The sequence below is a fragment of the Phenylobacterium sp. genome, assembly GCF_031360265.1.
In the GTDB taxonomy this organism is placed as follows: Bacteria; Pseudomonadota; Alphaproteobacteria; order Caulobacterales; family Caulobacteraceae; genus Phenylobacterium.
The window spans coordinates 1-21,743 of record NZ_JANMBF010000160.1; the positions used below are offsets into that span (position 1 = coordinate 1).

Below are 21,743 nucleotides of genomic sequence, written 5' to 3' on the forward strand. Positions count from 1 at the left end.
ATCGAGGAGGCGGGCGTCGCCGTCGCGCCAGGCATCGGCTTCGGCGAATACGGCGAGGGCTTCGTCCGCGTCGGGCTGGTGGAGAACGAGCACCGCATTCGCCAGGCGGCCCGCAACGTGAAGAAGTTCCTTAGCCACGCCGATGAGATCCTCGGCCGAGCCCACAACAGCCTGGCCGCTCAGTAATGGCGGATCAGAAAACCTGGCGGATCGGCGTCGCGGGCCTAGGGACGGTCGGCGCCGGCCTCTTGACCTTCCTTTCCGAGCATCCGGATTTCGCCCCGGCCGGTGGACGCGCCTCGGTGACCGGCGTCTCGGCGCGCTCGCGCTCCCGGCCCCGGCCGTTCGACATCTCGAACCTGCCCTGGTTCGACGATCCGGTGACCCTCGCGACCTCGCCCGACACCGATATTTTCGTCGAGTTGATCGGCGGGTTGGACGGCCCGGCCAAGGCTGCGGTGGAGGCGGCGCTGAACGCCGGCAAGCCCGTGGTCACCGCCAACAAGGCGCTGATCGCCGAGCACGGGGCGGAACTGGCGGCGCTCGCCGAGGCCAAGGGTGTGCCGCTGCTCTTCGAGGCCGCGGTGATGGGCGGCGTGCCGGCGGTTAAGATTGTCCGCGAGGCCCTGGTCGGCGACGAGATCCGCTCGATCGCCGGCATCCTCAACGGCACCTGCAACTACATCCTGACCGAGATGGAGGCCACCGGCCGGTCCTTCGCCGAGGTGCTCGCCGAGGCCCAGCGCCTGGGCTACGCCGAGAGCGACCCGACCATGGACGTCGGCGGCTTTGACGCAGCCCACAAGATCTCGATCCTGGCCGCGCTCGCCTTCGGCTGCGCCCCCAACTACGCCGCCGCCGAGATCGAGGGGATCGAGGGGGTCGAACTGCTGGACATCCAGTTGGCCCGCGACCTGGGCTATCGGATCAAGCTGGTGGCCTCGGCCGACCGCTCGCCCGATGGCGTGCTGGTCCGCGTCCACCCCTCTCTGGCGCCGCTGGCCCATCCGCTGGCCCAGGCCGGCGGGGCGTTGAACGCGCTATTCATCGAGGGCGCGCGGACCGGCCGGATCTTCATCCAGGGTCCGGGCGCGGGCGCAGGACCCACCGCAGCCGCCGTCGCGGCCGACATCGCCGACGTCATGACCGGCGCCGTGCGGCCGGTGTTCCAGACGCCGGCGGCGGACCTCAAACCCTTCGTCCCCGTCGATCCGTCCCGCAGCGTCGGCCGCGCCTACCTGCGCTTCCTGGTCAAGGATCAGCCAGGTGTCATCGCCGCGGTCTCCGAGACCCTGGCCGAGGCCGGCGTCTCCATCGAGAGCTTCCTGCAGAAGCCGGTGGAAAGGGCGCCAAACATCCCAGAGGGCGGCGTGCCGATCGTCATCACCACCCACGCGGTGGCCGAATCCGTGCTGAAGGCGGCCATCGAACAGATCGCCGGTCTGCCCGCTGTGCTCGACCGTCCGCGCCTGCTACGCATCGCCCGCATCTGACGACACCGGAGACGCTGACCCCATGACTTCCGAAATCCTGGACCGCAGCCTCGTGCTGGACGCGGTCCGCGTCACCGAGATCGCCGCCATCGCCGCCTGGAAGCTGGTCGGCCGGGGCGACGAAAAAGAAGCCGACCAGGCCGCCGTCGACGCCATGCGCACGGCGCTCAACGACCTCGACATCGACGGCGAGATCGTCATCGGAGAGGGCGAGCGCGACGAGGCGCCCATGCTCTACATCGGCGAGAAGGTGGGCAAGGGCGGCAAACACAAGATCGACATCGCCCTCGACCCCCTGGAGGGCACCACGCTGACCGCCAAGGCCATGGCCAACGCGCTGGCGGTGATGGCCTGGGCGCCCAAGGGCACCCTGCTCAACGCGCCCGACACCTATATGGACAAGATCGCCTGCGGCCCGGGCTATCCGCCCGGCGTCATCGACCTGGACAAGACCCCCGGCGAGAACGTCGAGGCGCTGGCCATGGCCAAGGGTGTCGCGCCCAGCGAGATCACCGTCTGCGTGTTGGACCGTCCCCGCCACGCCGAGATCATCGCCAGCCTGCGGGCCGTGGGCGCACGCGTCTATCTGATCACCGACGGCGATGTGGCCGGCGTGATGAACACCGCTGACCCCGAGACCGGCGTCGACCTCTACCTGGGCTCCGGCGGCGCGCCCGAGGGCGTGCTCGCCTGTGCGGCGCTGAAGTGCGTCGGCGGCCAGTTCCAGGGCCGGCTGGTGTTCCGCAACGCCGACGAAAAAGCCCGCGCCGCGCGCATCGGCATCACCGACTTCGACAAGAAGTACGACCTGCACGAGATGGTCCGCGCCGACGCGATCTTCGCCGCCACCGGGGTCACCAAGGGCGCGCTGCTGGATGGCGTCCGCGTCGAAGGTGGTTTCGTCCACACCCACACCCTGGTGATGAACTCGGCGACCCGCACCGTGCGCGAAGTGCGGATGAAGCGGCCGGTCTAGGCCTGCATCGCTCGGCCAGGAAGGTCCCGGGGGGATTGAGCGTTGCGCCCCCTCAGCTCCCGCCCACCTTCGCCGCCCCGGCCGCGGCGGCCGCGTCCCGCTCCTTGGCGCGTGCGCCGCCCAGGATGCCGGGCAGGGCGTAGTTGCCCTCGTGGCAGGCGTATTCGTAGATGATCCCGTGCATCGGGGCGAAGTCGTATTCGCCGCCCCAGGGCGCGTCCCAGGTGTCGGGGTCTTCCACCTGGAACTGGTAGTTGATCCGGGTGGGCGAGACGCGGGTGAACCGTTCGGTGACCTTCAGGTTTTTCCAGGACCCCATGAAGGCCTGGCCCTGCGGGATGTTGGTGGTCTCCACCACCAGGGTGGCGCCATCGTAGTGGCCGATCGAATCGCCCATCCAGGGGCGCACGCCGTCGCTGCGATGCTGGCCTTTCAGCCGGACGATCCGAGAATCGTGGATCATTTCCACCTGGATCACCACCGCGTCGGCGGTCTGCACGATCTGATAGTTGTTGTTGTAGTAGCCGTTGGCCAGCATCGGCGGCCCGGCGTTGGAGCCGAACCCCATGATGCACCGCTCGCCAAGGGCGCGGGTCTCATAGCTGTCGTAGATGTCGCGATAGTCGCCGTAGCCGCGCGCCGCCGGGGCCCCGGCCTTGCGCTTGGGCGGCTGGCCGTTGGGGGTGGTGAGGATCGAGGTCCGGAACTCGCCGTTCACCTCCATGATGTGGGTTCCCGGATCGATCCAGAAGGTGTTGTAGCCACCCACGTCGCCCCCGGCGGCGGCGAAGTCGGGGCGGATGGCGATCAGCTTGGCCTCGGCCGCCTTGCTGTCGGTGGCCGGCCTGGTCGGGGCGTCCGGGTCGGTGGGCCGGTCGGCCTCGGCCAGGGCGTCGCCGAACACCTTCTCCAGCGACCGCGCCTCCGCCGCCGACAGGACCGACTTGTCGGTCAGGCGCGGATTGCGCGTCAGGGGCGTCATGGTGGCGTTGGACCAATAGCCGGAGAGGTCAGGCTGGCCAAAGGCGTTCCTCAACGCCCAACCTCGCCGCGGGAGGGTCGGGTCGAGCGCGGCGGCGGCCTTCAGGGTGTTCGCGGGGGCCGCCCGCGCAAGGCCGGCTGTCGCCAGACCCGTGGTGGCAAGGGCGGTTCCGAGCACGAGAATCAAGGCGGTGCGCATGGCCAGGGTCTCCAGGGGCGTTTCCAGGTCCGTTGTTGCCCCGATCATACCACCAACCGCGCCTGACGCTCGGGCAAGCGCTGGTGGCCGCAGTTAAGGCGCGGCGAGCTCGCGCACCCAGATGTTGCGGAAACTGATGGGCGGGCTGGGGTCGCCATGGGCCTGCAGCTTGATGGGGGCGGAGATGTAGGGCCGATAGACCGGCTTGCCGATGTAGAGCGTCTCGCCGCCCAGCACCGCGTTGTTCTGGATCAGCACGCCGTTGTGCAGCACGGTCACGCGCGCCGGGGAGGTCACTGCGCCGTCGCCCGAAAAGACCGGCGCGGTCCAGATCACATCGTAGGCCTGCCACGCGCCTGGTTTGCGGGCGGCGTTCACCAGCGGCGGGTGCTGTTTGTAGAGGCTGCCGGCCTGGCCGTTGACGTAGGTGGCATTGTTGTAGGAATCCAGGATCTGAAGTTCATAGCCGGCGTCGGCGGGGCCGGTGGAGGCCAGGAACACGCCGGAATTGCCGCGGCCCTGGCCGGAGCCGGTGACGTTTGCCGGGATCCGCCACTCCAGGTGCAGCTGATAGTTCCGAAAACTGCGGCGGGTCTCGATGTTGCCGGCGCCCTTGGCCACGGTCAGCAGACCGTCCGCCACGGTCCAGGCGGCCGGCGCCTTGTCGCGGCTGTTGACCCATTGGTCGAGGTTTCGCCCGTCGAACAGCACGATGGCGTCGGTGGGCGGGGCGGCGTCTGTCGCCCCCGGTGTGACGATCGCCGGGACGGGAGTCCATTGCTCAGTGTCCTGCGGCCGGGCGGTCGATCCGGGCGGAGGTGGAACCGCCTGAGCCGCGGCTTGCGTCGCGGTCGCCAGCAACAGGCAGGCCGACCCCGCCGCCAGCCAGCCCCGGCGGCTCAAAGCTCCCAGCCCTTGCGGTATTGGCGGCTGAGATACTGGTTGGCCGCGGCGACGTTGGTGACGCGGCCGGCGACGGCGTCGTACTCGATCGCCTGATCGGTCAGCAGGGCCACGACGCCCAGGTTCATGGTCTCGTTCAGCCGGGTCGCATATTCGAAGGGGCAGGAGACCTTCTCCTCGCCGCGGATGGCGCGGATCCAGTTCATCTCGTGGCCGGCCATGCCGCCCTGGATGCGGGGCAGGGATCGCGGGATCTTCCGGGCCTTTTCCTCCAGGCCGGCGCCGATCAGCACCGGTTTTTCGCCATAGGTCTCGTGCATCAGCATGCCGTGCGAGCCGACGAACAGCACCCCGCCGTCGCCGCTCATCGACATGTTGGCCGGGAAGCCAGGCGGCGTCGGCGGCAGCATGCCCCCGTCGTACCAGATCATGGTCAGTGGCCCGCCTTTCGCGGCGCCGAACTCATAATGGGTGATGCTGGCCAAGGGATAGCTGGTGATCTCGGGCGGGCGCTTGGTGTCCCAGAGGCTCTTGCCGCCGGCCCAGCGAGAGTGGCGGGTCTCGACCTTGGTGGGCAGGCCCGGGTCCAGCGCCCAGAACGGGAAGTCGATCAGGTGCGCGCCCATGTCGCCCAAGGCGCCGGAGCCGAACGGCGTCCAGCCGCGCCAGTTGAAGTGCGCATAGTCGGGGTGATAGCCCCAGTCCACATTCGCCGGACCGAGCCAGGTCGCCCAGTCCAGGCTTCCCGGCGCGCCGACCGCCGCGGGTCTCGGCGCCCCTTGCGGCCACACCGGCCGGTTGGTCCAGACGTGGACCTCCGAGACCTTTCCGATCACCCCGCCGCGGATCAGCTCGACCACGCGCCGCCCGTCGTCGCCGGAGTGGCCCTGGTTGCCCATCTGGGTGACCATTCCGGGATTGGCCGCCGCCAGGGACGCGAGCTTGCGGCTTTCCGTGATGTTGTAGGTCAGCGGCTTCTGCACATAGACGTGGTAGCCGCGCTCCATCGCCATCCGCGCGGCCACCGCATGGTGATGGTCCGGTGTGGCGATCAGGACCGCGTCGATATCCGTCTGGGTGTCGAACATCCGGCGGTAGTCGGTAAAGCGGGCGGCCTTGTCGTAGGCGGCCTTCAGCGGCTCCTTCGCCGGGCTGATCCAGCCGGTCTTGTCCAGCAGAGCGCGCAGGACGTGGTCGTAGTCCACGTCGGCGGTGGCGACGATGTTCTGGCCGGTCAGCTTGACCATGTTCGACGCGCCCTGGCCGCCGGCTCCGATCACCGCAAGGTTGACCCGGTCGCTGGGCGCCAGCTTGCGCGCGGCCCCCAGCGCCGAGCCGGCCAGGGTTCCAGCCGCCATCCCCGCCGCCGTCCCGACCAGCCGGCGCCGGGTGATTCCCGACGGCGCCGTCCCGCCCGTTGACTGTCTGGTCATCGCTTCCCCCCGCAGGTCTGTTGATTGCAGGCATTTGGCCTAGCGTTTGTCTGCCTTGGCAAGGCCGCCGCGCCCGATCCAGTGCGTGCGCTTTTTCCGCCACACTCCGGATCGACGTCGAACCGTCATCGTGACGATACCGAAGCGTCACAAGCCGCCTCTAAGACCCGACCGGGGCGCGGCCGGAAGACCGAAAACAGACCGTCGGCCAGCCCTCGCAACGTGCTGGCGCGAGCCCGAGGGCGTAGACCTTGGGGCCTCGCTGGAAGAAAAATGAGGGGCTAACTCTATGAAATTCCTGATGTCTACAGTGGCTTGGAGCTGCTTTGCCCTGGTTGCCGCGACTCCGGCCTTTGCCGCCGCGGCGGCCGCTGCCTCTGAAGGGCCTGTTGCGAGCGCGACCCTGGCCGAGGTTGTGGTCACCGCCACCAAGACCGAGACCAACCTGCAGACGACGCCGATCGCCATCTCGGTGGTCGGCGCGGCCCAGATGGCCGACCGGCACATGGAGAGCCTGATCAACCTGTCGGACGGGGCCATCCCGTCGCTACGCATCGCCACGTGTGAGGCGCGTCAATCGGCGCTGACGGTCGGCATTCGCGGCATCGTGCCTTTCGACGCCAACCAGACCGCCCGCGACCAGGGCGTGGGCGTCTACATCGATGGCGTGTACCTTGGCCGCCAGCAGGGTCTCAACGCCGCGCTGTTCGACGTCGAGCGCATCGAAGTCCTGCGCGGCCCCCAGGGCACCCTGTTTGGCCGCAACACCGAAGGCGGCGCCCTGAGCATCGTCACCAAGGCCCCGACCGGCGTCTTTGGCGGCCGGATCACCGCCGGTGTCGGCAACTTCGGCGCCTACAACACCGAACTGCACCAGGACTTTCAGGAATTTGCCCACATCGCGGTGAAGGTGGACGCGCTGATCCAGCACCAGGGTCCGACCATCAAGAACCCGGCGAACGGCCAGGCCGGCTGGAACCAGTACGATCGCAAAGGGGGGCGAATTTCCGCCCTCTTCACGCCGACGGACGCGTTCAGCGCCCTGGTCTCGGCCGACTACGCGAAGGACGACAATACCCCGTTCTTCAGCCAGCTGGTCAGCTACAACCCCTACGGCAAGCGCGTCCGCACCCTGGCTGAACTGCTGACCGGCCCGGCCGGCGCCCCGGCCGGCACGATCAACCCGCTCGCACCCCTGGTGCAGGTTCACACCGACCGTCAGACGGTTTCGGACATCGGCACCGTGCAGCAGCCCAGCGTCGATGAAACCGGCGGCCTCTCGGCGGTCCTGAAGTACACGGTCTCACCGGACCTGGAGCTGCGCTCGATCACCGCCGCCCGCGCCGTCGGGACCAACCAGTGGGACAATTCGGGCATCGAAAGCCGTAACGTCTTCGCGCCGAACGCCAACTTCGGCCGCTACAGCCTTTCGGACCTCTATCAGCGTCAGTTCAGCCAGGAGTTCCAGGTCGTCGGCCGCTACGGAGACGCCTTCAGCTACGTCGCCGGCCTCTATTACTTCAAGGAACACGTCAAGGAATCGGCCGCTTCGCCAATCACCAACCAGTGGAACGCCGACGGTACGGCCTTCACGATCCGCTCGTCCTATGGCACGTCGACGGCGGGGGCCACGACGGCGGGCTGGGAATACGGCAAGCGCTTCATCATCCGCGCCAGCCAGGCCGACGCGGAAAGCTACGCGGCCTACGGCCAGGGCACCTACACCCCGGCCTCGATCCCGGCCCTGCACCTGACCGCAGGCGGCCGTTTCACCAAGGACACGCGCAACGGCACGCTCTACATCGTCAACGGCAAGGCGACGAACTTCAATTTCGCCTACAGCAAGAGCCGCTTCGACCCGCTGGTCACCGTGTCCTACGACGCGGCGGAGAACGTCAGCCTCTACGCCAAGTACTCGACCGGCTACCGCGCCGGCGGCGCCAACGACCGCTCGGCGACCTTCCAGGCCTTCGACGCCGAGGAAGTGAAGGCCTACGAAGTCGGCGCCAAGATGGAACTGCTGGACAGGCGTCTGCGCATAAACCTGGCCGCCTACGCCATGGACCGCGACAAGAGCCAGATCGATTTCGACGCCGTCGACACCACACCGGGGAGCCCGACCCAGGGCGCCCACACCGAGGAGACGCGCAACTCACCGGGCACGTCGAAGATCAAGGGCTTCGAAGCCGAGATCACCGCCAAACCCATGGAAGGCATGACGGTGGGCCTCTCCTACGCCTACACCGACGTAAAGATCCCCGCCGCGCCGTTCCCCTTCACCGGCAACGCGGATGTCCCGCAGGGCACGCCGTTCCCGGTGAACGTGGTCTACACCCCGCCGAACGCGGCCTCGGCCTACATCGACTATGAGATGCCGGTGGGCGAGTTGACCCTGCGCAGCCACCTCGACGCCAACTACGCCGATGCCCAGTACGCCTTCCAGAGCGAGTTCGCCGACGTCTCGCCAACCGGCAAGCTGGTCAAGAACGTCGCGGTGAAGACGGACTCCAGCTTCATCGTTAACGCCTCCCTGGCCCTGGCCAACATCAACATGGGCGCCAGCGGCGGCGCGTCCGCGACCCTGGCGCTGTGGTGCCGCAACCTGTTCGACGAGTCGCACATCTACCGCATCTCGGCCGCCAACCGCGGCACGATCGGCGACTACGCCAACTTCAACCCGCCGCGCACCTACGGCGTGGAACTGCGCGTGAAGTACTAGTCGCCCGGACGGTTTGCCGGCGCACGCGCGCCGGCGACCCCGGCGCGCCGGGGCGTTGGCTGACAGGTGATGAAGCCTGGGGTCCGCGCGACCTCAGCGCCTCCAGGGCGCAAGGTCCTGCACCAGGGCAGCTTCAGGGGTTTGCCCTTCGGCGGCGTTCTGGCGCGGTTGGAAGCAACAGAGGCTGGTTCGTCACGGAAACGTCCGGGTCCAACGCCTTCAGCCTCCGCCCGGCCGGCCCTGACGCTGGGCCGCCCGGGCCATCGGCCTGGCCCATCAGGCGCTGGAGTTCGCTGGGCGAGGTCTGGAACAACAACCCGATCATCCGCAGCGACGCGCCGCGCCGTTTCAGCTCACGGGCGTAGTCCAACTGGTAGAGGCTGAGCGGCTTGCCTTTGGTCCGCGCGCGCGCGCGCGGAGAGCGCAGTTCCGCCGGCGAGGGCTCGTTCGTGGCCAACAGCGCCAGCAGGGCCCGCGTGGGACCGGAGAGGGTGAGCGTCAAGACCTTGTCCCCCACCAGCCGCAGGACCACGCCGGTCTGATCGAACCGGCGGAACAGCCGGACCAGTTGGCCCGTGGTCAGGTGCAGGATCGCAAGGCTGCAGATCAGGAGTTCGTCGCCGCGCTTAAGGCTGAAGAGCAGGTCCAGCTGCGCCTTAAGCAACGGCCGTGTCGGCGGACCCTCCTCCAGGAGTACGTCGCAGCCCGCACGCTCGATCAGCGCCCGCTGCGCCGGCAGGGGAAGGTGCCCCTCGATCCTTCGAACTATTCCGTAGCGCAACGTGCGTCGTCCCAACACCGGCAAGGCGTCGCGAAAGCGCCCCCCACTTCGCCGCGACAAACCTAGGAATCTTTCGCGACCCGAGCGTTACGCTTTCGTGATTGATTGAAGACAGCGCCAACCGGCCCGCGCGGGGTTGTGGCGGGGTGCGTCCGCTTTTGGCGTGGGATGAGCTCACCCGTCAGCCCTGGATCGGCTGGCGACTCGCGCGCCGGGGGTCGATAGTGCGTCACCTGAACGGAGCGGTGCGTGGCCGACGGCAACATTCGACTGGGCTACCTGGGCGTCACGCGCTCGCTGGGCGGGCGGCTGTGGCGCGAGCGGGCAGCCGATCCTGAGCTGGTGCGCCGCCATCAGCTGGCGCTGGGCCTTTCGGAGCCGCTGGCCCGGGCGCTGGCCGCGCGGGGTATCCAGGCCGATGACGCGGCGACCTATCTTGACCCGACGCTGAAGGCGCTGTTCCCCGATCCGTCGAGCTTCACCGACATGGACAAGGCCGCCGCGATCCTGGTCGACGCGCTGGAAGCGGGCCGGCCGCTGGTGGTATTCGCCGACTATGACGTGGACGGCGCCTCGTCGGCCGCCCAGCTGGTGCGCTGGTTCCGGGCCATGGGCCAGGAGCTGCCGATCTATGTCCCCGACCGCGTGCTGGAGGGCTATGGCCCGTCGCCCGCGGCCTTTCGCCGCCTGAAGGGCGAGGGCGCGGAGCTGGTGATCACCGTGGATTGCGGCGCCGCGGCCCATGACGCGCTGGCCTGCGCCGCCGAGATCGGCCTGGAGGTCGTGGTCATCGACCATCACCTGATGCGCGACGGCGAGATCCCCACGGTCGCGGCCCTGGTCAACCCCAACCGGCCCGACGACACCTCGGGCCAGGGACACCTGGCTGCGGCGGGCGTGACCTTTGTCCTGCTGGCCGCGCTCAATCGTGAAGCGCGCCGCCGGGGTCTGTTCGCCGGGCGCCCGGAGCCCGACCTGCGGCAATGGCTGGACCTGGCCGCCATGGGCGCGATCTGCGACGTCACCGAGCTGCGGGGCTTCAACCGGGCGCTAGCGGCCCAGGGGCTGAAGGTGATGTCAGCCTGGCGCAATCCGGGGCTGAAGGCGTTGCTGGACGTCGCCAACAGCCAGGGTCCGGCCTCGGTGTTCCACGTGGGCTTCATCCTCGGCCCCAGGATCAACGCCGGCGGGCGGATCGGCCGCGCCGACCTGGGCGCGCGCCTGCTGTCCACCGACGATCCGCAGGAGGCCAGGGGTCTCGCCGAAGAGCTCGACGCGCTCAATGCCGCGCGCAAGGACGTCGAGCGCGAGGTCACCGAGGCGGCGATCGCCTTTGTGGAAACTCAGAGCAACCAGGCCCAGGACGCCATGCTGCTGGTGGCCGCCGACGGCTGGCATCCCGGCGTCATCGGCATCGTCGCCGGGCGCCTGCGCGAGAAGTATCGCAAGCCGGTGGTGATCGTCGGCATCGACCGCGCGGCCAATGTCGGCAAGGGCTCCGGCCGCTCGCAGCCGGGGGTGAACCTCGGCCGGGCGGTTCAGGCGGCCTATGACGCGGGCTTGCTGCTGGCCGGCGGCGGGCACGCCATGGCCGCGGGCCTCTCGGTGCGGCCCGACACGATTCCGGAATTGCGCGCCTTCCTCTGCGAACACCTGGCCGCCGAAGCGGAGATCGCGGCGGGCGAGGACGGGCTGGATGTCGACGCCCTGGTGGCCACCGCCGGCTGCGACCGCGCGCTGTGGCAGGACTTCCAGCGGATGGCGCCCTTCGGCCCCGGCAATGTCGAGCCGGTGTTCGCGCTGGCCGACGTCCGCATCGAGCGGCCGATGGCGCTGAAGGGCGGCCACGTCCGCTGCACCCTGCGCGATGCGTCGGGCGGCGGGCTGAAGGCCGTGGCCTGGCGGGTGGAGGGCACGGAAGCCGGCCGGCGGCTGATGGTCGAGGGCGGCGCGGTGCATCTGGTCGGCCGGCTGAAACCCGACGACTGGCAGGGCCGGCGCGGCGTGCAATTCGAGATCGAGGATGTGGCCGATCCCCGACAGGCATGAGCTGTGGCCCGCAGTCTTGCACCCCCTCGGGAAGGCGGATATAGAGCCGCCCTCGCGCCACGCGGTCCCTTCGTCTATCGGTTAGGACGCCAGGTTTTCAACCTGGAGAGAGGGGTTCGACTCCCCTAGGGACTGCCACGCGCGCTTCCCACACCTGTTGCGCGGCGGAACCAATTCCCCTGACGCGTGCATTTTCCGCGTTGACGCATGCGTGGTTACCAGAACAGTGTTATAGCTGGCTCAGTCCCGGAGTCTTGATCGGGGGGTGACGGGCCGAGGGTTAGATGGCTGGTTACGAATTCGAGCATCTGGATGCGCCGGCAGACGCCGTTCGCATATGCGGGCGCGTCAAGTGGTTCGACGCGGGCAAGGGCTATGGGTTCATCGTGCCCGACGACCCGAGCCAGACCGAGCTGAAAGACGTACTGCTGCACGTCACCAGCCTGCGCAGCTCCGGTCGCGAGAACGCGCTGGAAGGCTCGATCATCACCTGCGACGTGGTCCGTCGTCCCAAGGGCTGGCAGGTCGCCGAGGTGGTCGAGATCGACGAGAGCGCCGCGCCGCCGGCCACGGACCGGCGGCCCCGCGACGAAGGCGACCATCGTGAGGGCCATTCCGGGGGCCACGCCGCATCGCGCCGCGCGGCCGCGCCCACGGCGACGGGCCCGCTGGAGCGCGCCAAGGTCAAGTGGTTCAACCGCACCAAGGGCTACGGATTCGTCGTTCGTGACGACGAGCCCGGCGACATCTTTGTGCATATCGAAACCCTGCGCCGATCAGGTATGGAAGACCTGCAGCCGGGCGATGATGTCCTGGTGCGCTTTGCCGAAGGACCCAAGGGCCTTGTTGTCGCCGATATCGAGTCCGCCTCCTCGGATTGACGGCCAAGGCGGCTTTCGGAGTCCTCCACCGGTGTGCAAGACCTCCCTTGCCTGGCGGGCGCTTCCCAGGCGTGGCCTGGCGGCGCTCGCCGCGGGCCTGTTGTTCGCCGTTCCAGCCGGCGCTCAGATCGCCCGGCAGGATCCGGCCCATTGTCACGGTCAGGCGGAACTGCGGCCCTTGCAGCCGCTGCAGATTCACACCGACCGCGGCGTGGTCAAACTAACGGTCGAGTTCGCCGACACCGACAGGACGCGCGAGTATGGACTGATGTGCCGAAAGGCCGTCGCGCCGGACCACGGCATGCTGTTCGACTTCAGGCATCCCGTCGACGGCATCGCCTTCTGGATGCGCAACACCATCATCCCGCTGGACATCGTCTATATCCGTCCCGACGGGACGGTGCTGTCGATCGCCCGCAATGTGCCGGCGCTGGACGAGACGCCGGTGCCGTCGGGCGGCCGCATCCGCGCGGTGCTGGAACTGGCCTCGGGCCGCGCCGCCCAGCTCGGCATCCTGCCCGGCGACCGGATCGTCCACCGGATCTTCCGGCGTGGCTGACCGCGAGCCGACCCCGCCGCCGGCGGGCTATGTCCCCTCCGAAGGCCGTGGCGGCTTCTCCACCCTCAACGGACCCTATCTCCACCGCCCGGGCGAGGGCGCGCTGGTCGAACAGGCCTTCTTCGCCCAGGCGCGCCACGCCAACGGCCTGGGGCTGGTGCACGGCGGCATGCTCTCGGCGTTCATGGATGGGGTGCTGGCAGGCGCCGTGGGGCGCGGGACCGGCAAGATCGGGCTGACCATCCACCTGTCCATCGACTTCCTGCACCTGGCCCGGGTCGGTGAGTGGGTGATGGGCGAGGCGAAAATGACCCGAGCCAGCAAGGACGTCGCCTTCGCCGAGGGCCGCGCCTATGTCGGCGGCCATGACGTGGTCCGCTGCTCAGGCATCTTCAAGCTGATGGACCGGCGCCGCTGAACCTTGGCCTGGGATCGCGCTTCCGTTTGCCGAAAGCCGAAAACGCTTATATCGCAACACCGCCGGCGTCCTCGGGGCGTAGCGCAGCCTGGTAGCGCATCTGCTTTGGGAGCAGAGGGTCGGGAGTTCGAATCTCTCCGCCCCGACCATCGCCGGCGTCTTTGAGGGGTTGTCACGTCCATGCTCGCGCGCATCTTCCGTCCGTCCAAGACCGCGATGCAGTCGGGCAAGGGCAAGACCCACGACTGGGTGCTGGAGTTCGAGGCCACCGACGCCAGACGCGCCGACCCGCTGATGGGCTGGACCCAGACGGCCGACACCGAGTCCAGCCAGGTGCGGCTGTCGTTCGAGACCAAGGACGAGGCGGTGCGCTATGCCGACCAGCACGCCATCGCCTTCCAGCTGATCGATCCGCACCCCGCCCGGCGGATCATCAAGACCTATGCCGACAACTTCGCCTTCGGCCGAAAGGTCCCGTGGACGCACTGAGAGGGTGGCTCAACCCTCTCCCTTGATCGTAGTGGCAAGGCTTGTCCGGGCCATGACGAGATAATAAATGAATCAATGACTTCAGCGCCCTTAGCTCAACCGGATAGAGCACTCGCCTTCTAAGCGAGCGGTTGCAGGTTCGAGTCCTGCAGGGCGCGCCATCGGTCAGGCGTAGGGGGTGCGGTCGGCGTTGAGCGTCACCACCCAGTCGGCGCGGGCCGGCATCTCGGCCAGGATCCAGCGGGTCAGGCGCTCGTAGTGGGCGACGAAGCGGGGGATGTCGGCCTGCGCCATGCCGCCGGCGCCTTTCGCCTTGGCTTCCTGCTCGGCGCGCCAGCCGGCCACCACCTCGAAGCTGGGCGCCTCCAAGAGGATCAGATCCTGCAGGCGGGCGAACAGGAACTGGTAGGGGCCGTCGAGCTGGTTGTTGACGTAGGTGCGCCAGATGCGGTCGGGGTCGTCCTCGCGTTCCAGCCCGTTGACCGGTTCGACCAGCGCCTGCTGACCCTGGGCCACGGCGCCGACGCACCAGCCCTCCAGCAGGATCACGTCGACCGGCGAGGCCACCGTCTCCCAGGTCCCGCGGGGTTTGCGGGTGTCGGCGGCCTTGTCGAAGCGGGGCAGGGCGACCTTGCCCTTGGCGCGCAGCTGATCGATCACCGCGCCGGCCAGCGCCACGTCGTGCGTGCCGGGGGGGCCGCGCACGGCCAGCAGCGGGTGGATCTCGCGCGCCAGCCGCCGGCGGGCGTCATGGGTCAGATAGAAATCGTCCAGCGACAGGGCCACGGTCTTCATGCCGCGGGCGTTGAGCAGGCGGGCGGCATAGCGGGCGATGGTGGTCTTGCCGGACCCTTGCGCGCCGCAGAGGCCCAGGATCGCCGGGCGCTTGCGGTCGATGCGTCGGCGGTGGGCGCGGACCGCCAGCGGCTCGCAGACCAGCTCGGCGGTCCGGCGAAAGCTCTCCGGCAGCCCCTCCTCGGCGATGAAGGCGTCCAGGCCTGCGTCGTTCACGCGTCCGCTCCGCCGCACCGCGCGGCGTAGACTCCGAGCGCCTGGCCAAGGTCGGCGATCAGGTCGGCGGGATTTTCCAGGCCGATGTGCAGGCGGATCATCGGGCCGCCATAGTCGTGCTTGAACCGGCGTGTCTTGAACTGCGGGTCGCAGGCGATCGCCAGGCTTTCGAAGCCGCCCCAGGAGAAGCCCAGGCCGAACAGCGTGAGCGCATCGAGGAAGGCGTTCACGGCGCTTTCCGGGCCCGGCGTCAGGGTGAAGGAAAACAGCCCGCAGGCGCCGGAATAGTCGCGCGCCCACAGGTCGTGGTCGGGACAGCCGGGCAGGGCGGGGTGCAGCACCTGGCCCACCTGGCGCTGGTCGCGCAGCCAGGCGGCGACGGCCAGGCCGCTTTCCCCCTGGCGGATCAGGCGGGTGGGCAGGGTGCGCAGGCCGCGCAGCATCTGATAGGCGTCCTCGCCGGTCACCGCCCAGCCCAGGTTCAGCACGCCCTCGGCCAGCGCGCGGACCAGCCTGGCGTCGGTCGCCGCCGCCGAGCCCATGAACACGTCCGAATGGCCGCCGACATATTTGGTCAGCGCCTGGATCGACAGGTCGACGCCGTGATCGAGCGGGCGGTAGAGGTAGCCTGCGCCCCAGGTGTTGTCGGCCAGCGTCAGGATCCTGCGCGGCCGGGCCAGTTGGGCCACGCGGGCCATGTCCTGCATCTCGAAGCTGAGCGAGCCCGGCGATTCCATCAGGATCAGGCGCGTGGCGGCCGTGGCCGAGGCGACCAGATCCTCGGGCGACTGGCGGGGATCGAAATAGCGCACGGCCACGCCAAAGCGGGTCAGCACATGGTCGCAGAACCGGCGGCTGGGCTTGTAGACCGCGTCGGTGACCAGCACCTCGTCGCCCGCCTTCAACACCGCCAGCAGGGCGCCGGAGAGCGCCGCCAGGCCCGAGGGATAGAGGGTCACGCCGTTGGCGTGCTCCAGCTCGGCCAGCGCCTCCTGCAGGGCGAACTGCGCCGACAGGCCCTGGCGGCCATAGGTCAGGTAGTTGTCGTCATCGTAGAGGCTGGCCGCGTCCGGCAGCAGCACCGTCGAGCCCTTCTGGATCGGCGGCCCGACGGTCCTGACCAGCGGCCTCGAGGTGGTCCCGGCGCGGATCAGGCGGGTTTCGTCGTTCCAGTCCGGTGGCACGGGTTGCGGAGCCCTAGGTCGCGGGCGACAGTGCCCGGCGCACTTAGAGCCCGAGGGTCCGGCTGTTTCAAGTTCGCGTCGAAGTGGGAGCCCGCATGAGCCGGCGTCTGGCCGTGGCCGCGATCCTGGCGTTGAGCCTCAGTCTGGCCCTGGGGCTGGGCCTGGGCGGCTGCGATGGCGGTTCGCGGCCGGCGCCGGCGCCGGCGACCCCCGGCAAGGCCGTGACCGGGATCGAGGCCCACCTCAAGGCGACGCCAAGCCGGGTCCTGGCCGCGGTCCGCAAGCGCGGCGTCCTGGTCTGTGGCGTCAACCCTGGCCTGCCGGGCTTTGCCTATCCCGACCTGCGCGGCGTCTGGCGCGGCTTCGACATCGACATCTGCCGCGCGGTGGCCGCCGCGGTCCTGGGTGACGCCACCAAGGTGCGGTTCGTCCCGATCGGCGGACAGGACCGGTTCGGCGCCCTGCGACGGGGCGAGATCGACATCCTCTCGCGCAATACGTCCTGGTCGTTCTCGCGAGATGTCGGGCTGGGGCTGGATTTCGCCGCCACCACCTATTTCGACGGCCAGGGGTTCCTGGCGCCCAAGGCGCTGGGATTGGCCAGCGCCGAGGAATTGTCGGGCGCGCGGATCTGCGTCCAGGCGGGCGCCTCCAGCCAGGGCAATCTCGCCGACTTCTTCCGGGCGCGCGGCCTGGCCTACAAGCCCGTCGTGGTCGCCACCGAGGCCGAGGCGCGCCGGCTCTATGAGAATGACGGCTGCGACGTGTTCACGGCCGATATCTCCGCCCTGGCCGGTTCCCGCTCGGTGCTCAACAACCCCGGCGCCCATGTGATCCTGCCCGAGGTGATCTCCAAGGAGCCGCTGGGGCCGGTGGTGCGCCAGAACGACGGCGCCTGGGCCGACATCGTCCGCTGGACGGTCTACGCGACCATCCTGGGCGAGGAACTGGGGCTGACGTCCAAGACCGTGACACGGGCCCGCGAGACGGCGACGGACCCGCAGACGCGGCGCCTGCTGGGGGTCGACGGCGACTATGGCGCGATGCTCGGCCTTTCGCGGGACTGGGCCTTCCAGGTGATCCGTCAGGTCGGCGCCTACGACGAGGTCTTCCGCCGCGATGTCGGGGCGGACTCACCTCTGAAGCTGGACCGCGGCCTGAACGCGCTGTGGAACGCGCCGAAGCCCGGCCTGCTCTACGCCCCGCCGCTGCGCTGACAGGGTTCCCGCGCCAACGCCAGCCGAGCCACGCCCACCTGGACCCCACGGCCTCGGAGCGCGGGGTGGGCAGGGTATTGGGGGTATTGATATTTGGGGGTTATTGCGACTGTCACCGTTATCCAGCCCATTCTCGATCCTGCGGATCATGGAGGTGCTGGCGCCGGACATGGACCACGCGAAGCTTCAGGCGACCGCCATGGCCATCGGCGGCATCTACGCCACGGCGCAGCGGGAGCAGGCGCTGTGGTTCATCATGGACGCCTACAAGAAGGAACTGAAGCGGCAGGTCCGGAAGGTGCTGACTGAGCACGGGGTCGCCGAGGCCAAGGCGATCCGCGACGCCGTCGAGGAGTTCGCCGTCCACGCCTATGCGGGCAAGCACTGATGCCCAGCGTTCGGGTCGGCCAAACCGAGATCCCCTACGAGCTTCGACGCACGGCCACGATCTCGGAGCGGCGCATTACGGTGACGCCCGCCTGCGTCGAGGTGCTGGCGCTGACCACCGACGACGACGCGGCCATCGAGGGCTTCATCGACCGCAAGCGCCAGTGGCTATTCGACACGGTGCGCGAACTGGAAGAGGTGACCGCCAAGCGGCCGTCGGTGCCCCGGTTTATGTCCGGCTCCAAGATACCATTCCGTGGACGACAGTCGACGCTCACGGTGCGCCGCCACGACGGCCCGCACGTCGAGATCGCCCACCGGCCGGCTTTGTGGTGGACCTGCCCTCCTGGGTCACCCCAGAGGCCGCAGAGGCCATCGTGGCGACCGAGATCAAGCTCTGGCTGCGACGACGCGTGCGACGTGACGTCCATGAGATCGCCGCCGCCTACGGCGCCCGCTTCGGCCTCAAACCCCGCGCTTTGCGCGTCGCCGAGTTCGCCACCGGCTGGGGCTCATGCGGCCCGAACGGCACTATCCAGATCGACTGGCGCCTCGTCTTCGCGCCCAAGCGGGTGCTGGAGTACGTGGTGGTCCACGAAGTCGCCCACCTCAAGCACCGCTCGCACGGCGAAGAATTCTGGGCATTCCTGGGCACGATGCTGCCGGACTACGAGCGGGCGAAGGGGTGGCTGGAGATGCACCAGGGCTCGCTCGATGCGACGTTCCTAGCATCCGCAACCCGGCATCCTACCCATGGGTCGCGGTCTTAGGACGCGGCCGGGGCCTACAGCGCGCGAACATTCCGTATCGGTTGTCGTGAGGCATTCCTTGTGCCCAAGGTTGGGCCAGTCTGCCTTGGGGGTTCTCGCAATGAAGTTTTGGCCAGCTTTGGCAGGCGCAATGATGGCGCTCACTCTCGGCGGCTGCGCCTCGACCAGTTCAGTGGTGATGCACCAGACGCTAGGGGGTCCCAAGGTTGCGATCCTCCCGCTGGAGGGACCTCTTGGGGCCCAGGCAGTCGATTTCCTGTCCTCCGAGCTAGGCGACAAAGGCATAGCCGTTGTGGAGCGCGCCAAGCTCATCCCGTTGATCGCAGTGGATACCGATCTCAGCCCGACCTCTCCAGCAGCTGTCCAAAGCTTCGCGCGATACGGAGAGGCGCTCGACGTTCGTTATCTTTTCGCAGGCACCGTCTCGGCCGTGCCTGGGCCGCTCTACAGCTATCCTCATGTGAACATGACGCTGCGGCTGATCGACGTTCGCAGCGGCCAAACAGTCTGGCTGGGTCGTTATGGCAACCCTCTTTGGTCAAGTGCGATTTCCACCCAGGGCGACGTGCAGCGGGGCGCGAGGGACCTGGTTGCGGAGTTCGTGAAAGTTGGTGGTCTTGCCCTCCTGGCGAAATGAGATCGGGGAGCGCGGCTGGCAGGTCGCGCCAGTTGGCCTGGCCGTCCGTCGAATTCGAAGCGGGGACCCGATAAGACTCCGCATTCTAGCCACAGCGAGTAGAGGAGCCTGCTCGGGGCGTCGGGGCGCCCCACCTGGCGCCGCCAGAAAATATTAATGTACGTTACACAACTGGAATGGCGTACTTTTCGCTTAAAGGTAAATAGATTTGAATAAATCGGAAATCATTAATCACATAAAAACGGCAGAGATTTTCAAGATTTCATGGGGAAAAAATAACTCATTTAGAGAAGAGACTCGATCTAGTAATAAATTGATATTTAGACATATAGCAAAATACTACGATGCATTCAACTCTAAAGATAGACAGGCTATTGATGCGGCATACAGAACAATAAAGAGCACACAGGGTGAATCTTCTGTAAGCTGCACTTCTTGGAACAATGCAATTGAAACTCAAATAGATTTGAAACCAGGAAGATTAATCCTCAACTGGAACAAAATAGATAGGATATTATTTTGGGGAGTTTCTGGCCCTGGCTTCTCAAAGAAGCGAGAGGAATTCGACGAATTCAATCAAAAGAACTATATATTTGAAAAGCCTCTTCTCCACGGATGGCAAAACATGGATATGGGTGATCACCCGCTTCTGCTAAGCGGTATTCATCCCCGTGCCCAACATTTCGTCAATGAACAAGCCGTTTTGAGTCCCATCAAGAACAATGCTGAATATTTCAGGGCACTGATCCTCGATGGCGACACCACGTCTTGGGAAAGCCAACCCGATTGGGAAAAGGCCGCCCGTCAGAAGGGATGGAAAGCGAAACCCAAAGACGAAATTCGGAGGGGACAACAAGCTCTCGACGTCGCGAGGCTCGCGGTCGCAAATGAAGATCACTACCAGCTGTCGTCGGAGGAGCTTTCACTGGTAGGCGCGGATCACATATTCCGGGCTGTCCAGCGTCTTCTAGACGACCCAACTGGTCATACCTACGAACCTTCGGCGGACTTCGACCTTGTCACGGATGAGGGTGACCGCCTGCCGCCGCAAGCCGTCTTCGCGCTCGCCGCGACGAGTGCGTTGGGGCGGAGCGTGCTTCCGACGCACTTCACAGGCGGCATAGGGAGTCCCTGCTTCCAGTCGCTCAGAAATGCGGGATATGAAATCGTGCCGAGTGGCGCTGAACAAGCGACGCGCCTAATTCCGACGTCCGCCGAGGATCTCGAGTGGACCGAAGGTCGGCCGAAACTGGTGCTTCACCTCAAACGCGAACGGTCATCCGGTCTGGCGCGGGCCAAGAAGGCCGACTTCAAGCGGAAGAACGGGCGGCTCCGCTGTGAGCATTGCCACATGGACCCGATTGAAACCTTTGGAGGCGATCAAGGCGAAGCCTGCATAGAGGTCCACCACCGCAAGACCCTTGTGGCCGACATGTCGGACGGCCACATGAGCCGGATCGAGGATGTCGAGTGCCTCTGCGCCAACTGCCACCGCGTGGTGCACCGCAAGCTCCGGGACGCATTGGTGGCTTAGGCGACCAGGTGGAAGCGGGTAGCGTCCCCTGGAGTGGTGGAAATTCGCTGAGCGAGGCGGGCCGCGGAGCCGCCACATAGCTCAGGCGGACCGCCTCGCGGCGGTTGGTGGTCACCGGGGGTCTTTGTCTCAAGGTCGTGTTGCGAACAGCAACCCTAAGGACAGGACCAACCCGATGACCGACGACAGCATGGCCTTTTTGGCGCTGATCCAGAAGAGCGACGACGGTGATTTTCTGAAGACCGTGGCGGAGACGGCGCTTCAGCGGATCATGGACTACGACGTTGAGAACGTGATCGGGGCCGCGCCGCACGAGCGCAGTCCCGAGCGGCTGACCTATCGCAACGGCTACCGCGAGCGGACGCTGGAGACCCGCCTGGGGACCCTGGACCTGAAGGTCCCGAAGCTGCGCAGCGGGGCTTGGAGCCCTCCTCTTGCCATAGCGACACCGCCAGCAAAGGGTAGCGTCTCGATCTGAGGAACTACGGCGACCTACACGCCAAATGCCGGCGCTACAGGGGCCGACAGCTTCACCTACACGGCGACCGGGCCAGGCGGGACCAGCGCGCCCGGAACGATCAGCGTGACGATCACCGCTGCCGCCGCACTGCAGGCCCACGTCGACTCGCAGACATTTTATGTCGCCAGGTATTCAACGGGCTATCGGGACTGCAATCCCCCATCCGGCTACGTAACCGTCACGGCCTCGGGCGGAACGGGTCCATACACCTATGCCTGGGCAAGGCAATCAGGCTCTGACAATCTCACCGCCATCGACAATGCGGCGGCCAATGTCGTGAGATGGTCCCGTCCCGGTCCCCTGCAGTCGAACACCTTTACGTCCACCTGGATTTGCACGGTGACAGACAGCCTGGGCGCTTCCACGACCGCAGAGGCAGTCGTCGTGACGATTGATGAGTTCGGCGCGTAGAGCACGTCCGGCTAGACGACCCGCCGCATCATGCAGCGGGCGTCGACGTCGAGACCCAGTGTAACCTCACGCGCGCCGATCGCGGCCAGACGCGGGTTCAGATCGGCGAGGTTCAACTCCGCAAATCCCAGCTGCGGGTCGTGTCTCAGTTTGCCAATTTAGCGGCGCGGGGCTTGTAATGTCCGCGCGGG

The 21,743-nt window shown here is 67.4% G+C and carries 20 protein-coding genes, 3 tRNA genes and 3 pseudogenes; 20 read left to right on the forward strand and 6 right to left on the reverse strand.

The window, feature by feature from the left end:
* From RMN86_RS14850 to glpX, 3 genes and pseudogenes are all read left to right on the forward strand, one after another.
* Window positions 1-186 (forward strand): annotated as a pseudogene (locus RMN86_RS14850) (aminotransferase); the annotation flags it as partial.
* Window positions 186-1,493 (forward strand): homoserine dehydrogenase, encoded by a 1,308-nt coding sequence (locus tag RMN86_RS14855; RefSeq protein WP_309606635.1) that lies wholly within the window; start codon window positions 186-188, stop codon window positions 1,491-1,493. The pseudogene RMN86_RS14850 and the gene RMN86_RS14855, both read left to right, overlap by 1 nt.
* Window positions 1,494-1,515: 22 nt before the next feature.
* The gene (gene glpX, locus RMN86_RS14860) at window positions 1,516-2,469 is read left to right on the forward strand and encodes a class II fructose-bisphosphatase (RefSeq protein WP_309606636.1); all 954 of its coding nucleotides are present in this window, start codon (window positions 1,516-1,518) and stop codon (window positions 2,467-2,469) included.
* 52 nt (window positions 2,470-2,521) lie between these two features.
* Here the strand turns inward: glpX and RMN86_RS14865 are convergent, their stop codons facing one another.
* Genes RMN86_RS14865 through RMN86_RS14875 form a run of 3 tightly spaced genes read right to left on the reverse strand, consistent with a single transcriptional unit; the run spans window position 2,522 to window position 5,985 of the window.
* Window positions 2,522-3,697, reverse strand: coding sequence for a hypothetical protein (locus RMN86_RS14865; protein WP_309606637.1), 1,176 nt, complete (start codon window positions 3,695-3,697; stop codon window positions 2,522-2,524).
* A 45-nt stretch (window positions 3,698-3,742) separates the two neighbouring features.
* Complete coding sequence (locus RMN86_RS14870; RefSeq protein ID WP_309606638.1) at window positions 3,743-4,552, reverse strand: DUF1080 domain-containing protein; 810 nt, start codon at window positions 4,550-4,552, stop codon at window positions 3,743-3,745.
* On the reverse strand, window positions 4,549-5,985 hold the full coding sequence (locus RMN86_RS14875; RefSeq protein WP_309606639.1) for a Gfo/Idh/MocA family oxidoreductase: 1,437 nt from the start codon (window positions 5,983-5,985) through the stop codon (window positions 4,549-4,551). Before RMN86_RS14875 ends, RMN86_RS14870 begins: the two co-directional genes overlap by 4 nt.
* A gap of 289 nt (window positions 5,986-6,274) precedes the next feature.
* On the opposite strand from RMN86_RS14875, the gene RMN86_RS14880 reads away from it, so the two are divergent.
* Entirely contained in the window at window positions 6,275-8,704 is a 2,430-nt protein-coding gene (locus RMN86_RS14880) for a TonB-dependent receptor (protein ID WP_309606640.1), read from the forward strand.
* 133 nt (window positions 8,705-8,837) lie between these two features.
* On the opposite strand, the gene RMN86_RS14885 is transcribed toward RMN86_RS14880, so the two are convergent.
* Window positions 8,838-9,485, reverse strand: coding sequence for a hypothetical protein (locus RMN86_RS14885; protein ID WP_309606641.1), 648 nt, complete (start codon window positions 9,483-9,485; stop codon window positions 8,838-8,840).
* A gap of 249 nt (window positions 9,486-9,734) precedes the next feature.
* Here RMN86_RS14885 and recJ point away from each other — a divergent pair, with 249 nt between their 5' ends.
* From recJ to RMN86_RS14925, 8 genes are all read left to right on the forward strand, one after another.
* Window positions 9,735-11,534, forward strand: a complete 1,800-nt coding sequence (gene recJ / locus RMN86_RS14890) for a single-stranded-DNA-specific exonuclease RecJ (RefSeq protein ID WP_309606642.1) — start codon at window positions 9,735-9,737, stop codon at window positions 11,532-11,534.
* 63 nt (window positions 11,535-11,597) lie between these two features.
* Window positions 11,598-11,672: transfer RNA gene (locus RMN86_RS14895), tRNA-Glu, on the forward strand.
* A gap of 146 nt (window positions 11,673-11,818) precedes the next feature.
* On the forward strand, window positions 11,819-12,415 hold the full coding sequence (locus tag RMN86_RS14900; protein ID WP_309606643.1) for a cold-shock protein: 597 nt from the start codon (window positions 11,819-11,821) through the stop codon (window positions 12,413-12,415).
* A gap of 31 nt (window positions 12,416-12,446) precedes the next feature.
* Window positions 12,447-12,974: a DUF192 domain-containing protein gene (locus RMN86_RS14905; protein WP_309606644.1), complete on the forward strand. Its 528-nt coding sequence runs from the start codon at window positions 12,447-12,449 to the stop codon at window positions 12,972-12,974.
* Window positions 12,967-13,392 carry a PaaI family thioesterase gene (locus RMN86_RS14910; RefSeq protein WP_309606645.1) on the forward strand — a complete coding sequence of 142 codons (426 nt, stop codon included), beginning with the start codon at window positions 12,967-12,969 and terminating at the stop codon, window positions 13,390-13,392. The genes RMN86_RS14905 and RMN86_RS14910 overlap by 8 nt, the downstream gene beginning before the upstream one ends.
* A 72-nt stretch (window positions 13,393-13,464) precedes the next feature.
* Window positions 13,465-13,541 (forward strand) — tRNA-Pro (locus RMN86_RS14915).
* Between the two features lie 31 nt (window positions 13,542-13,572).
* Entirely contained in the window at window positions 13,573-13,881 is a 309-nt protein-coding gene (locus RMN86_RS14920; RefSeq protein ID WP_309606646.1) for an ETC complex I subunit, read from the forward strand.
* A gap of 84 nt (window positions 13,882-13,965) precedes the next feature.
* Window positions 13,966-14,042 (forward strand) — tRNA-Arg (locus RMN86_RS14925).
* Between the two features lie 4 nt (window positions 14,043-14,046).
* Here RMN86_RS14925 and RMN86_RS14930 read toward each other — a convergent pair.
* Window positions 14,047-14,892 carry a kinase gene (locus RMN86_RS14930; RefSeq protein ID WP_309606647.1) on the reverse strand — a complete coding sequence of 282 codons (846 nt, stop codon included), beginning with the start codon at window positions 14,890-14,892 and terminating at the stop codon, window positions 14,047-14,049.
* Window positions 14,889-16,076: a cystathionine beta-lyase gene (metC, locus tag RMN86_RS14935; protein ID WP_309606648.1), complete on the reverse strand. Its 1,188-nt coding sequence runs from the start codon at window positions 16,074-16,076 to the stop codon at window positions 14,889-14,891. The genes RMN86_RS14930 and metC overlap by 4 nt, the downstream gene beginning before the upstream one ends.
* Window positions 16,077-16,171: 95 nt before the next feature.
* Here metC and RMN86_RS14940 point away from each other — a divergent pair, with 95 nt between their 5' ends.
* From RMN86_RS14940 to RMN86_RS14970, 8 genes and pseudogenes are all read left to right on the forward strand, one after another.
* Window positions 16,172-17,293 (forward strand): amino acid ABC transporter substrate-binding protein, encoded by a 1,122-nt coding sequence (locus RMN86_RS14940; RefSeq protein WP_309606649.1) that lies wholly within the window; start codon window positions 16,172-16,174, stop codon window positions 17,291-17,293.
* 169 nt (window positions 17,294-17,462) lie between these two features.
* Window positions 17,463-17,681: a hypothetical protein gene (locus RMN86_RS14945; protein WP_309606650.1), complete on the forward strand. Its 219-nt coding sequence runs from the start codon at window positions 17,463-17,465 to the stop codon at window positions 17,679-17,681.
* A 331-nt stretch (window positions 17,682-18,012) separates the two neighbouring features.
* Window positions 18,013-18,450, forward strand: a complete 438-nt coding sequence (locus tag RMN86_RS14950; RefSeq protein ID WP_309606651.1) for a M48 family metallopeptidase — start codon at window positions 18,013-18,015, stop codon at window positions 18,448-18,450.
* Window positions 18,451-18,550: 100 nt separating this feature from the next.
* Window positions 18,551-19,087 carry a hypothetical protein gene (locus tag RMN86_RS14955; protein ID WP_309606652.1) on the forward strand — a complete coding sequence of 179 codons (537 nt, stop codon included), beginning with the start codon at window positions 18,551-18,553 and terminating at the stop codon, window positions 19,085-19,087.
* A gap of 208 nt (window positions 19,088-19,295) precedes the next feature.
* Window positions 19,296-20,621: a hypothetical protein gene (locus RMN86_RS14960; RefSeq protein WP_309606653.1), complete on the forward strand. Its 1,326-nt coding sequence runs from the start codon at window positions 19,296-19,298 to the stop codon at window positions 20,619-20,621.
* Between the two features lie 175 nt (window positions 20,622-20,796).
* Window positions 20,797-21,051, forward strand: a pseudogene (locus tag RMN86_RS14965) (transposase); the annotation flags it as partial.
* 66 nt (window positions 21,052-21,117) lie between these two features.
* Window positions 21,118-21,198, forward strand: a pseudogene (locus tag RMN86_RS18175) (hypothetical protein); the annotation flags it as partial.
* Between the two features lie 6 nt (window positions 21,199-21,204).
* Complete coding sequence (locus tag RMN86_RS14970; RefSeq protein ID WP_309606654.1) at window positions 21,205-21,552, forward strand: hypothetical protein; 348 nt, start codon at window positions 21,205-21,207, stop codon at window positions 21,550-21,552.
* Window positions 21,553-21,743: the final 191 nt, after the last annotated feature.